Below are 13,526 nucleotides of genomic sequence, written 5' to 3' on the forward strand. Positions count from 1 at the left end.
TGATGAATATAGAGTATTTACACTTAGTTTAACATTTTTGTAACGTTATGACATGCAATTGTCATAACGTGCTTCTAAGTTTGTGTTTCACAAACAATGTTTAGACGCTATTTGTGATTGATAACTTATTCGCATTAGGCCGAACAATCGCTCTTAGCGAAAGGAATAAAAAATAACAAGGGAAGTTAATATGTCTTTGTCACGTAGAGATTTTATCAAAGCCATGTCTTCGACAGCAGTTGCAACTGGTCTAGTTGGATGTAATAGCGATGATGATACGTTAGTAGCGAGTGCATCTTTTGAGCATGGGGTTGCGAGCGGGGACCCAACACAAAGCCAAGTCATTATTTGGACGCGAGTCTCTACCGAGGCAGCAAACGTCGACGTAGAGTGGCAAGTTGCTTCTGATATGAATTTTTCAGATGTCGTTCAGCAAGGCGTGTTTTCAACTGATACCAGTCGAGACTTTACCGTAAAAGTTGATGTGATGAATCTCAACGCCAACACCAAATACTATTATCGCTTCCTGGTTGGAGACGCTTCAAGTGTTATTGGAGAGACGCACACTCTACCGGAGGGCGCTATTGATGAAATATCAATGGCCGTCGTATCGTGTGCGAATTATCCAGCGGGTTATTTCAATGTTTATCGTGAAATCATTAACCAACATAAAAGCAAATCTATCGATGTGGTTTTACATTTGGGGGACTATATCTATGAATATGGTTCAGGTGAATACGCGACTGAGAATGCTACTGCTCTTGGTAGAGAGCCAAGCAAAGGGACAGAATGTGTCACATTAGAAGACTATCGAGCTCGTTACGCACAGTATCGACAAGATTCTGATTTGCAGGAACTGCATGCGACTTTACCAATGATTGCCGTTTGGGATGATCACGAACTCGCGAACGATGCTTGGAAAGAAGGCGCCGAAAACCATCAAGATTCAGAGGGGAGTTTTTATGATCGTCGAGCGGCAGCAGCTGCTGCTTGGGTAGAGTGGCTACCAGTACGTGAAAACCCAATATCAAACATGTTGATATATAGGCAGTTCGCGTTTGGTGACCTTGTTAACCTGATGATGCTTGATACTCGCTTGGTAGGACGTGATAAGCCTTTAGACTACTTTTCCATGTCACCCCCTTCAATGGAGGGTATTGCTCAACTTGTGGCTGAGTCGAGAGCAAGCGACAGAGAGCTTCTTGGGATGGACCAGTTAGGGTGGTTAGTTGAGCAGTTTACAACTAACAACTCAAAGTGGAACGTGTTAGGCCAGCAAGTACTAATGTCGAAGATGGAAATTCCAAGCAGCGTCATGCTAGCGATGTTTCAACTCTTTACCGCCACAGACGAGCAGAAATCGGCAGCGTTATTGGCCGTTAACGCTGCAATGACAGCGTATCTTGCTGACCCAAGCTCAGACCCAGTGACATTACCGTATAACCTTGATGCGTGGGATGGTTACTATGTTGAACGAGAAAAGCTGTACCAGTTAGCACAATCCGTTTCTGGCAATTTCGTTTGTCTAGCAGGGGATACCCATAACGCATGGACAAGCGAGCTGGCAGATATGTCGGGTAATCCCATCGGTGTGGAGTTTGCAACAAGCTCTGTCAGTTCTCCCGGTTTAGAAGCTTATTTAGGATTGGATCCGGTTGCGATCGCTCAAATGGAGTTTACGCTTCCTCACTTATCGAAAGAGCTTCAATGGACAGATATCAAACAGCGTGGTTTTATGCGAGTAACCTTCACTCCGGAAAAAGCAGAATCAACGTGGTACATGGTTTCGACTATTACAGATAAAGAGTATCGAGTTACGACTAAGTCGGCTTCTACTACCGATGGTGTAACGTTAGATATTAACTAGACAGTTAACGTTGATTTGAGTTTGAACAAAAAAGTCCGCATTTGCGGACTTTTTATTTGGTTCATTTTAACCATTCATTTTAGAGATAAAGTTAGTCGATCAAACCGTACTCTTTGCTTAAGATCTCAATGATCTCCGCTTTGGGATTGTCACTTAACGTGATTGGCTGACCAGTGATTTTTTCTGCGATACCGATGTAAGTTCGTGAGATGTCCATCAAAGAGTCAACAGGCAGGTCGTTATCACGAGCGAGCGCTTCGCGCTCTGGCATTCGTTCTTTGTTAAGCAGAATATCAGGGTCAGGGAAGTGGTTTAGCAAGAACTGACGGAAACCTTCTTTCGAGTTTTCTACGATATTGCCCGCTTGGTATTCTTTCGTATCCCAAATGCGTGAAGAGTCTGGCGTGCCTACTTCATCCATGTAAATCAGCTTTTCGTTACCTGCCGCATCGTGGACGTAACCAAATTCAAACTTAGTATCAACGAATGTTTGGTCGATGGCGTTAAGGGCATCACTGATTACATTAAAACCCTCTTTTAGTAGCTTCTCGTATTGTGCAATGTCTTCTGCATTAGAGAAGTTAAAGGCTTCGAAGTAATCTACGATGTTTTGGCGAGTGATGTTCACGTCATCCGCTTCAGGTACGCCGGGAATGCCTTTCAAGATACCTTTGGTTGAAGGTGTCATTAGTAATTCAGGTAGCGCTTTATCTTTCTCAAGTCCCTCAGGAAGCTGAATACCACAGAACTCGCGCTCGCCATTTGAATAAGCGCGCCACATAGAACCAGTAATATATTTACGACAGATCGCTTCAATCTTCACTGGCTTCGCTTTTTGCACAATCCAAACGAATGGGTGAGGGATGTCTAAGATATGGCTATCAGCAAGGCCGTTGTCTTTAAACAATTTGAACCAGTGGTTAGAAATCGCGTTTAGTGCCGCCCCTTTTCCTGGAACGCCTTTTAGCCCACCTTCGCCGTGCCAGATACAATCGAATGCGGAGATACGGTCACTGATCACCATGATTGCCAGTGGGGCATCAGGAGCAACATCGTATCCTTTTTCTTTGATCAGTCGTGCGCTGTCTTCTTCAGTTAACCAGTATACAGAGCGAACTTTTCCGCTGTGTACAGGCTTGTGGGTGCGAATTGGCAGGTCGTCATTGACGGCAAGTACTTGATTAGCAAGGCTCATTGCGACATTCCTATCATCTTAATCAAACGTCATAAAGAGAAGATATCCAGCGAACAATGTGCGCTGAATAAATCGAATGAGGGCATCATACCAGAACTATTTTAACTCGCCAGAGAAAAAGCAAACGTTTGCCTTAATTTGTTGAAGTACAAAAAAACCCTCCTTAAAAGGAGGCGAGATGCAGGATGGATAACGTCGATCTTGTTAGTGGTACTTGTTCACTCTGCCTTCGACGAAAAAGACTTCACACTGATAACGTTGGGCAATATCGCGAAGCATTGATTGATTCATTAATGCAATCTTGTTCGATGCGACAACAGCGCTAGCATTACCAGATTGAATAGCTTTAATAACGATTTCCACTTCAGAAAGCTGTTGAGATGGCTTCATTTGAATGATGTTTTGACAGCGAATGTTAGAAGCAGCAAGTTGCTCAAAATCAGGGCGAGGGCACTCAGCAGTAAACAGAATCCACTGTTGCTGTTGAGACAATACTGCCAACTTAGAAAGAAGTTGGTCAGACACATCCATAGGTTGTGTTGCTTGTGCCAATACGTTGTAGCGAGAGTATGTATGAGATTGACTTTGTAACTGCATCTTACTGTTCCTTTATACATGCTGTATGTGTATACAGTAGTTTGTTTTTGGTGGCTGATCAACCAATTTTTAAAAGTCTAAGTTAATATTTTCCTATGATTATTTATGTTTGTTTTTGTAAATTATTGAAATTTAAAGGAATGATTTTTGGTTTTGTTTGTTTTTATGAAAGGGGATAAATGTGAGATAAGTAGTGTTCTTTTTCTATCTACAGGTCATTACAACTGTATATACAGTACTTTTTTGCGTCTATACAGTGCTTTGGATAAAGGAGGGAGCGCTTTGAGGTGCGCTTACCCACTCAAAGGTACAATCTTAGAAAGTGATTTGATTTAGTATTGTCGCAAACTAGAGTGCGTCGTTGTTTGACGCAGTTGGTATCATGTTTAGAGATCAAAAAAGCGCCTCTAAAAAGGCGCCTTTGAAAATCAGTTCCATTGATTTGTTCTGATTAGCTTGCTTGGTGTGCCATGCGTTCACGCATTTGCATTTCGCCTTGGTTAAACAGGCGAACGTCGATTTTCGCGATGTCGAAGCAAGATTTGCAAGAGCGATGGTACTTCCCATCAAGGTAATCATGACGAGTTACAAAGCTAGGTTTTTTACACCAGTCACAGGTGCCTTCTTCAGTGAACATTGATTTTCTCCCCACCTAAATTAGTTTTGAGTCGCTAGGTGTTATTTTTCGCCCCGTATTATGGCATACAAACGAACGTTAAGTTAAATGTCTGTTAATTTGTTTGAGAGGGAGATCGATTGCGAGCCTTTGTTTTCTAGGATGAAAAGCTCGCAAGGAAAGGGAGTATTGCTTTAATTTACTCTTTTGTAACATTTTGTGAAATAACTTTAAACGCTTGATTTAAACGCTTCATCTCATCTTCACTTCCCCTAGAGTCAGGGTGATAGAGTTTCGATAATTGTCTGTAGCGCAGTTTCACTGCTTTACTGTCGGGAATACGCTGTGGTGAGTAGCCAAATGTGGCACATGCTATTGCGAGTTTTTGATTGTCAGACTGCCCCTTAATTTTCTTAAACTCTTTGAACACCTTTTCGAGTTGGCGTTTAAGTTGTTTATTAGCAAACTGCAGTTCTTTCACCTGAGTCTCTAATTGCAGAGATTGCGATGCTTCATGCGCGATATTGGCTTCAACTTTTTTGTTGTGTCTTCGGTAACCAAAAGCAAAGCCACCAATCAATACACTTAACCCGAGTGCGCCTGAGGCATACCACATGTTCGTGGTCTCTGCTTTCTGTTCCTGTTCAACAGCTGCTTTATCTTGCGCTTGTTCATGTGTGGCATTTTTGTCTAACTCAACAATCTCGGAGACTTGCTTAGCCCTTAGTTGATTAAAGCGTTCTTCTAAAAACTGATTATACGCTTCTTCGGCTTGAGGGTTTTTTAGTGCGGCTAATTGGTACCAAGCCTCAAGTAGATCTTCGGTGCTGATGCGATTTTGATGGTGCTGAACAAAGTCTGCGAGGAGGAAGCCTCTATCGGTTGGATCGTTTAAGGCTACTGAAGTAAACCAATAAGTTGCTTGTGCGAAGTCAACGTTTCCTGTTAATCCTCTGGCGTAGTCTTCAGCTAATTGTTTCTGGGCTGGAATATAGCTTTGTCTTGCCGCTTGCTCTAGCCAATAACGCACGTCAGAAGGAGAGTCTGGGTTGGGTTTTAACGCCAGTTGTTGCGCTAGATCGAATTGAGCTTCAGGCTGCGTAGGACTTTGAGAAGCGAATGCAGTGCTTGTAAGGCAGGCACTTAAAGTTAAGGTAAGGGCGATGGTTCTGAAAGACATTGGGTATGTCAGGTCTAGCGGAGTTCGCTAGACCTGCTCCGGTAATCGTTATTATTACCGATATGGTGCAACCAAATTACTTCAGTGGCAAGATCTGGATTTCAACACGGCGGTTGCAAGCACGACCTTCAGAAGTTTGGTTTGAGCATAATGGGCTACGTTCACCATAGCCACGAGCAATTGCACGACCTGGTGCGACGTTTTGCGATACTAGGAATTGACGAACTGATTCTGCACGACGCTCAGATAGCGTTTGGTTGTATGATTCACTACCAGTGCTGTCTGTGTAACCGTCGATTACTAGGCTTGTGTCAGGGTATTCTACAAGAATGCGCGCTACACCACGCAGTGTATTGTGGATACCTGCATCTAGTTGGTATGAGCTAGATGAGAAACCGATGCCATTTTCCATACGAAGTAGCAGCTGGTTCTCACCAACACGCTCTACTTGTACACCTGAGTTAAGTAGTGCACGACGCAGTTCTGCTTCTTGTTGATCAAAGTAGTAACCTACACCAGCACCTGTTGCACCACCTGCAGCTGCACCAATTAGAGCATGCTTACGACGTTCTTTTGCGTTGTCACCTGTTGCTAGACCGATCGCAGCTCCAGCAATAGCGCCAATTAGAGCACCTTGAGTTGTTGAGTTTGTTTCGTACTCGCCTGTAGTAGCATTTTGACGTTGAGTAGCTTGACAGCCAGTAAGAGCAAGCACTAGTGCAAGTGCAATAGACATCTTTTTCAAAGGAATATCTCCATATAAAACAGAGGCGATAAAGTGAGCCTCACATTAGGAATCGAATTATACGTAGGGTGTTATTGATATTTGTTATGTAAAAGTCAGACTGATAATGAACTCAGCCAAAACGTTATTTGCTATCAAGCATTTTTCTAGCTTGTGCGCCACCAACCCCGCGGTTAACAGATACTTTGCGTCCTTTCTTTAGCCCGACTTCATAATCTGCGGTGAGATTTTTCATCGCTTCTTTTAGCTGTTTCTTGAACGTCTCGCGGTCGATGTTTTTGAACTCTTTATCTATGTAGTTATTGATTTTGTTTGCCGACTCTTCATCAGGTGAAATGGTCGGTAGTTTTTCTAAAGCACCTTCCACCCAACCAGAGACAAATGAGTTAACTCGACGAGTCACTTCCATTGATGATGTGCCTGAACCAGCAAAACTATTGCGGAACTGTCCGGTGCTTTCGTTCATTTCGCGATAGATAATATCGAAGGCAAATGCAGCAAAGATGGCTCGATCAGCTTCACCGATAAACTCTACTCGTTTTAGACCTTTATGGTTCAACAAAACTGCTTCAACACCAAACTTGGTATTAATGCCTCGAATCACGCGCAGTATAGTCGAGCTGATGTTAGCAGGTAACAGGTGGGAAGATTGTGTCTTACCCATCTTGATAAACTCAATGTCATCTTTATCTAGACCGTATTTGAGCATGAGGCGGTGCGCCATTTTGATAGCGTTTGCAGCCTCGTTTACATTGGCGGAGTTACCTAGTTCTAGACACTTAGCGATTTTCTTAAGAGCTTTTTGCTTATCCATTGACGACCAATAACAAAAACACAAAATTTGAGAAGTCGGATATATTACCTTTTTTGGCGTAAAAACGAAACCAAGGACTTTATGTCCAAAGGTTTAAGCTTGCTAAGCTATGTGCACCACAAAAGAAAAGCACCCATAGAAGGGTGCTTTGAAAAAGAGGGGGGGCTGACATTAAATTAGATGCCAAGCTCGTCAAGTAGGTCATCCGCCGCGCTACTCGCTGTTGTTTCAGGCTTTGACTTTTCTTCCATACTCTTACGGGTTGCTTCCAAGATATCATCTGGCGTTTCATCTTCAGCAACTTCAAACTCTTCTAGCTGGATAAACTCGGTTTTATCCATTGCTAGTTCCAAATAGAAGATGTTGTTATTTGCCGTAGAGAATGTCACGCGACGCGCTTGTGGGCGGTCAAGGTTAGTATCAACTTGCAGGATCACTTGCTTGTTCAGAGCCAGCATCTTAGGTTGGTTTTGCGTGATGTTTGTTTGTAGCTCTTTGCGGATTTTATTCGTGAAGTCACCCACTAGTTGGTTCATCAGCTCACCAAGGACATCACCGACTTCATCAGACGTATGCGAGATTGCAAGTTCTTCTTCCGGCATGCCCATATTACGCATGTAGTCCGTATAAATCTCTAGCGCCGCCTTTGCGGTAAAGTTAATGACAACTAAGCCAGTAAAACCACCGTCAAAAAGGACAAAGCAGCCAAAATCTGGCTTAAGGCTGGTTTTGTTGATCTTTTGCACCATTGCTGAATAGTGAACTTGAGAAGATGTTGCTGAAGTTAAGACGCCAGAAACCGACTGACAAAGTTTTAAAAGGATATCCTCAGTAGTGACTACTTTATTTTTTTTCATTCTAAATGCTCAATATAATGGTCTTAAAAGCGAGTTTTGCATCAATGTAGGTGTGAATAGCTAAAAAAGAAAGCATAAGTTCAATTGTTGCAATGAGAATCTGATTTGATCACTTTTTTAAATGTTGTAAAGTGACGAAATTCAAAGAATATTACTTAACCTATCAACTTCTTCAATTATCGCAATAATTGATTGGAGAGTCGGCCAAGTAAACAAAAACAATACCTATCACTGATCGGAATAGTGTCGTAGGGGCAGGAAGCAATGTTACCAAGATTACACTCTCAAACGGATGTCGATCCTCTTGTATTATCTTTCCTAAAAGAGTTGGAAAATGCAGGATTCACTGGCGACATCGAAAGCCAATATTCAAGCCGCCTAGCAGTAGCGACTGACAACAGTGTTTATCAACAGCTACCTCAAGCGGTAGTCCATCCAAAAAACACACATGACGTCTCTCTCATTGGTAAGTTGGGCAATGAAGAAGAATACGAGCGAATTACCTTCTCGCCGCGTGGCGGAGGGACGGGAACCAACGGTCAGTCGTTGACGAAAGGCATTGTGGTTGATTTATCTCGCCACATGAACAAAGTCTTAGAAATCAACGAAGATGAAGGTTGGGTTCGTGTCCAAACTGGTGTGGTTAAGGACCAACTTAATGACGCTGTTCGCCCTTACGGTTTCTTCTTCTCTCCTGATCTATCGACGAGTAACCGAGCGACTATCGGTGGGATGATCAATACCGATGCGTCTGGTCAGGGGTCTCTGAAATACGGTAAGACATCTGATCACGTGCTATCACTTCAAGCGGTTTTTGCTGACGGCTCGTTGTTAGAGTCGGATCTTTCAAATGGTTTGCCAAGTGAAGGTGAGTTTGCGCACACCGCAATGCATGTGACCGAGACGGTGTGCCGTGAAAAGCGTCCGCAAATCAATGACAAGTTTCCACCTTTAAACCGATTCTTAACGGGTTATGACCTCAAGAATGCGTTTGATGAGGGGGAAGATAGTTTCGATATCACACGTGTGCTGTGTGGTGCAGAAGGTTCACTGGCCTTTATTACTGAAGCCAAGCTTAACCTAACCCGTATTCCCAAGGCGCGCACCTTGGTGAACGTTAAATACAACAGTTTTGATTCTGCATTGCGTAACGCCCCATTTATGGTTGAAGCGAACGCTTTGTCGGTAGAAACCATTGATTCAAAAGTACTTAACCTAGCGAAACAAGACATCGTTTGGCACACAGTGAGCGACTTAATCACCGACGTGCCAGATAAAGAGATGCTTGGCATCAACATGGTGGAATATGCAGGCCAGGATGAAGAAGAAGTTGCTTCTCAAGTCGCCTTCCTGACTGCCAAGCTAGATAGCATGTTGGAGACAGAAGAAGCCGGTATTATCGGTTATCAAGTATGTAGCGACGTCGCGAGTATCGGCCGTATCTACAATATGCGTAAAAAAGCGGTTGGTCTGCTTGGTGCAGCCAAAGGGCGTGCGAAGCCAGTAGCCTTCGCAGAAGATACTTGTGTACCACCGGAAAACCTAGCGGATTTTATTGTTGAGTTCCGTGAGTTACTAGACGCGAAATCACTCAATTACGGTATGTTTGGGCACGTAGATGCAGGTGTACTTCACGTTCGCCCAGCGTTGGATCTGTGCGACCCTCACCAAGAAGCATTGATGCATGAAATCTCAGATGAGGTGGTTAAGCTGGTGGCGAAATACGGCGGCTTAATGTGGGGTGAGCACGGGAAAGGTTTCCGCTCTGAATATGGGCCTGAGTTTTTTGGTGAAGAACTCTTTACTGAGTTACGCCGAGTAAAAGCAGCTTTCGACCCGCACAATAAAATGAATCCGGGTAAGATCTGTACGCCACTAAATAGCGATGCAGAGCTGGTAAAAGTCTCCGACACCAAACGCGGCTACTTCGACCGCCAGATTGACGTTCAAGTCCGTGACAGCTTCAAACAGGCGATGGAGTGTAACGGTAACGGATTGTGCTTTAACTACGACACCAGTTCACCAATGTGTCCTTCAATGAAGGTGACAGCAGACCGTCGCCACTCGCCAAAAGGGCGCGCAGGTTTGGTTCGTGAATGGTTACGCCAGCTTACAGAGCAAGGCATTGACATTCTCGATCTAGAGAAGCAAACGCTAGAAAACAAGACATCCATCAAAACCATGATTGATCGTGTCCGTAATTCGATAAATCGCCGTCATGAGTATGATTTCTCACACGAAGTTTACGAGGCGATGAATGGCTGCTTGGCATGTAAAGCATGCGCGAGCCAATGCCCTATCAAAGTTGATGTGCCTAGCTTCCGCTCTCGTTTTCTCAATATTTATCACTCACGTTACCAACGTCCAGCAAAAGACTATTTGGTGTCGAACATCGAATCTATGCTGCCATTAATGGCAAAAGCACCAAGTGTGGTTAATGGTGTGCTTAAGCAATCTTGGGTTCAGAGCTTAACGGCTTCGACCGTAGGGTATGTTGATGCGCCGCTGCTTTCTGTTCCGACCTTAAAGGAGCGAGTTGAGACGTTAACCACTGCTTATGATCTTCAAGCATTAAGTGGTCTATCAAGCGAAGACAAGCAAAAGCATGTGCTGATTGTTCAAGACCCATTTACCAGCTACTACGACGCTGAAGTCGTGGAAGACTTTGTGAAGCTAGTTAAAAAACTGGGTATGAATCCCGTTCTACTTCCATTCAAACCGAATGGCAAAGCGCAGCATATTAAAGGTTTCTTACGTCAGTTTAAAAATACTGCGCAAGACACTGCTAAGTTCCTTGAAATGGTCGCGGATTTAGATATCCCAATGGTAGGGGTCGACCCTGCGTTAGTGCTTTGTTACCGCGATGAATACGCTGAAGTATTAGGCAGCAAGCGAGGCGAGTTTGATGTTCTTACTGCGCATGAATGGCTTCACCCAAGGCTAGGTGAGTTCGAGGCCCTGGAATCTAATGAGCAAGCGCCTTGGTATTTGTTCGCGCATTGTACAGAGAAAACCAAAATGCCAAACGCTGAGAAAGAGTGGGGGGGGCTATCTTCGCTCACTTTGGCGCGGTCTTGAATACCGTACCAGTAGGTTGCTGTGGTATGGCGGGTACTTTCGGTCATGAGGTGGATAAGCTATCAATGTCTCGTGATATTTATGATCTGAGTTGGAAGCCAAACTTGGATAAACTCGATAATGAGCGTTGTTTAATTACCGGATACTCCTGCCGAAGCCAAGTCAAACGCTTTGAAGGGGTAAAACCTAAGCACCCGGTTCAAGCTTTGCTAACCTTGATATAATACTTTACGAAAGCCCAGTTTAACTGGGCTTTTTGTCAGTAGCGAAACGTTACCAATGATGACTATGATTTATTCTCATAAGGATATGAAGATTGAAAAAGCTAGAGCTTAAAGTACCACCTGTTGCTCTTTTTTTGCTGATGGTACTACTGATGTACTGGTTAAAGGGTACGTTGCCAGAGATGAAGATTACGGTGCCTTTTGTTGAGTTTGTTAGCGCAGGGCTAATCGCGCTCGCAGTTGCGGTCGGTATTGCTGGGGTTTACGAGTTTCGTAAAGCCAAGACGACGGTAAACCCCGTTAAGCCAGAAACCGCATCGATGGTGGTTGATTCCGGCATTTTTGCATATACGCGTAATCCAATGTACGTCGCTCTACTGTTAGTGATCATTGCGGTTGGCTTATGGTGGCAGCATCTAAGTGTCATTTTGTGTAGCTTATTGTTTGTTGCATATATGAATCGCTTTCAAATCAAACCAGAAGAGCGCGCATTAGAAAGACTGTTTGGTGAAGATTATTTGGATTACAAGAATCAAGTGCGCCGCTGGATCTAAGCCACCACCAAAGGTGTTCTAAATGCTCTACGTTATCGAGCCAACCATTTAATGGTTGGCTTTTTATTATTTTCCCCACCGCAGTAATACCGCTGAACTGTCCACTTCGATGCACCACGCGAGTGCTGCCTCAACCGATATAACTTAAGACAGTAATACGAATTACCGATCTTTGCTCATTTTGTGCTTGTCCCTATTGTGATGTTTTTTGTCCGAATGTTTGTAACGAGACAGGGCGTCTCATCCTAGTATGGACAGCGAAAACACAAGGAGCAAATTATGCCAAACACACAAAAATTACACATTGATGTTAACGAAACTCACCCTGCATACCAATGGGCCAAGCGCCAATCTGACTCTGTCGAGGCATTTGGACATATCGGGACTCACATTGATTGTTACACTAAAGCGCCGCTGCGAAACTGTTACCACATCGATACGGTTGTTATTGATTGTCGCGAAGGAATGCCTAGTCTTGAGATGGTGCGAGGTTTAGACGTCGGAGGCAAAGGGGTTGTGTTGTATACGGGAAATTTAGAGCATAACGGTTATGGAACTGCGGATTATGGTCAAACACCAACACACCTAGATAGCCAAGTATTAGATCATCTTCTGCGTGAAAAAACAGCGTTTATCTTGATTGATAGCCACGGTATTGGTGCGCATGGTGATGAGCACATTTCATATGATAAGCGTTGCGAAGCGAGTGACTGCTTTGTCATTGAAAACATCTTGCTCTCAGAAGTCATCGCAAAACGAATTTGTAGCGTGTCAATCGAGTTTGATCGAGATAGCCAGTCAACGGGCAAGCGCTGTGAAGTCGTAGCGGTGCTTAGCGAATGAAGACATTGACAGTAACTTCTTTACAAAATATTGGACTGACCACGGTAGAGGTCAAATTCAAACCACAATTTGATGCCAGTTATCTTGCAGGTCAATATATTGTAGTCGTCGCTCCTATCTCAAAGGATGTGTACTACTTCTCCATGGCGTCAGCGCCCTCAGACTACGGAGAGATTACAATCCACATAGGTGACGTAAGGAGCACGACTAAGGCTAAGCAGCTCGTAGCAGAGATGAAGGTCGCGGGCTTTGCGTTTTGTGAAGGGATAGGGGGTAATGCCTATTTACGCGATACTGACCGACCAATGATTCTAATCGCTGGCGGTTCGGGTTATTCCTATGCTCGTAGCCTGTTGTTACAAGAGCTCAGTACAGAGCGTTCCCGTACGATAACCCTCATTTGGGGAGGTGAAGATGTTGATGCGCTTTATGAGATGGATGAGCTGCAAAGCTTAGAGAAAGGTGCACAACGCTTGAATTTTATTCCGGTGCTCTCAAGAGGTGATAAACCAGTTAATGGGTTTATCGGGAACTTGCTCAAAGTCAGCTACGATTTAGCGCTAGATTTTTCAGCGGCCGATATTTATGTTTGTGGAAGGCCTGAGATGGTGAGAAGTTGCAAACAACACATGCTTAAATATTTAGCAGTCGATGTTGAACACTTTTATTCTGATGTCGAATAGAACCAAAAAGCCCAGCGATTTGCTGTAATGCTGATCGGTTTAGAGACTTGAATGATCTTGGGATCGTATGATAATCCCCACTAACAACGTTAGTGGGGATTTTTTATGTTTGCTCAAGAGTTGGTTTTGGCTCATGAAACGATAGAGGATGGTAAAAACTACGAATCTGTAGTTAATGCCATTCAACTTGAATGGATAGAGCAAGCTTTGCTTGATACATCTAAAGCAAGTATTAGGAGACGACGTTTACCGGCGCAACAAGCGGTTTGGCTT

General features: G+C 43.8%; 12 protein-coding genes and 1 pseudogene. 6 read left to right on the top strand and 7 right to left on the bottom strand.

Annotated elements, in window-relative coordinates:
- Positions 1–190: 190 nt before the first annotated feature.
- Entirely contained in the window at positions 191–1,867 is a 1,677-nt protein-coding gene (locus tag B853_RS05560; protein ID WP_038886835.1) for an alkaline phosphatase D family protein, read from the top strand.
- A gap of 91 nt (positions 1,868–1,958) precedes the next feature.
- Here B853_RS05560 and B853_RS05565 read toward each other — a convergent pair whose 3' ends face one another.
- From B853_RS05565 to B853_RS05595, 7 genes are all read right to left on the bottom strand, one after another.
- Complete coding sequence (locus tag B853_RS05565; RefSeq protein WP_038886834.1) at positions 1,959–3,062, bottom strand: phosphoribosylaminoimidazolesuccinocarboxamide synthase; 1,104 nt, start codon at positions 3,060–3,062, stop codon at positions 1,959–1,961.
- A gap of 204 nt (positions 3,063–3,266) precedes the next feature.
- Positions 3,267–3,659 carry a SulA-like leucine-rich domain-containing protein gene (locus B853_RS05570; RefSeq protein ID WP_010448625.1) on the bottom strand — a complete coding sequence of 131 codons (393 nt, stop codon included), beginning with the start codon at positions 3,657–3,659 and terminating at the stop codon, positions 3,267–3,269.
- Positions 3,660–4,110: 451 nt separating this feature from the next.
- A complete protein-coding gene (locus tag B853_RS05575; RefSeq protein WP_010448626.1) occupies positions 4,111–4,296 on the bottom strand; it encodes a hypothetical protein in 186 nt (61 codons plus the stop codon).
- 178 nt (positions 4,297–4,474) lie between these two features.
- Entirely contained in the window at positions 4,475–5,455 is a 981-nt protein-coding gene (locus tag B853_RS05580) for a J domain-containing protein (RefSeq protein WP_038882977.1), read from the bottom strand.
- A gap of 76 nt (positions 5,456–5,531) precedes the next feature.
- Positions 5,532–6,200 (bottom strand): YiaD family glycine zipper/OmpA-like lipoprotein, encoded by a 669-nt coding sequence (locus tag B853_RS05585; RefSeq protein WP_029560995.1) that lies wholly within the window; start codon positions 6,198–6,200, stop codon positions 5,532–5,534.
- A gap of 124 nt (positions 6,201–6,324) precedes the next feature.
- On the bottom strand, positions 6,325–7,014 hold the full coding sequence (locus tag B853_RS05590; protein WP_010448629.1) for a DUF2786 domain-containing protein: 690 nt from the start codon (positions 7,012–7,014) through the stop codon (positions 6,325–6,327).
- Positions 7,015–7,190: 176 nt separating this feature from the next.
- A complete protein-coding gene (locus tag B853_RS05595) occupies positions 7,191–7,871 on the bottom strand; it encodes a DUF3334 family protein (RefSeq protein WP_010448630.1) in 681 nt (226 codons plus the stop codon).
- A 264-nt stretch (positions 7,872–8,135) separates the two neighbouring features.
- Here B853_RS05595 and ydiJ point away from each other — a divergent pair.
- From ydiJ to B853_RS05620, 5 genes and pseudogenes are all read left to right on the top strand, one after another.
- Positions 8,136–11,173: pseudogene (gene ydiJ, locus B853_RS05600) on the top strand (D-2-hydroxyglutarate dehydrogenase YdiJ).
- 92 nt (positions 11,174–11,265) lie between these two features.
- Positions 11,266–11,727, top strand: coding sequence for a methyltransferase family protein (locus B853_RS05605; protein WP_038882975.1), 462 nt, complete (start codon positions 11,266–11,268; stop codon positions 11,725–11,727).
- Positions 11,728–12,006: 279 nt separating this feature from the next.
- A complete protein-coding gene (locus B853_RS05610) occupies positions 12,007–12,570 on the top strand; it encodes a cyclase family protein (RefSeq protein ID WP_038882974.1) in 564 nt (187 codons plus the stop codon).
- Positions 12,567–13,253, top strand: a complete 687-nt coding sequence (locus B853_RS05615; protein WP_038882973.1) for a ferredoxin reductase domain-containing protein — start codon at positions 12,567–12,569, stop codon at positions 13,251–13,253. Before B853_RS05610 ends, B853_RS05615 begins: the two co-directional genes overlap by 4 nt.
- 105 nt (positions 13,254–13,358) lie before the next feature.
- A partial coding sequence (locus B853_RS05620) for a transposase domain-containing protein (RefSeq protein ID WP_211285369.1) occupies positions 13,359–13,526 on the top strand: 168 nt, incomplete at its 3' end.

This window comes from Vibrio rotiferianus CAIM 577 = LMG 21460, from assembly GCF_002741985.1.
Lineage (GTDB): Bacteria > Pseudomonadota > Gammaproteobacteria > Enterobacterales > Vibrionaceae > Vibrio > Vibrio rotiferianus.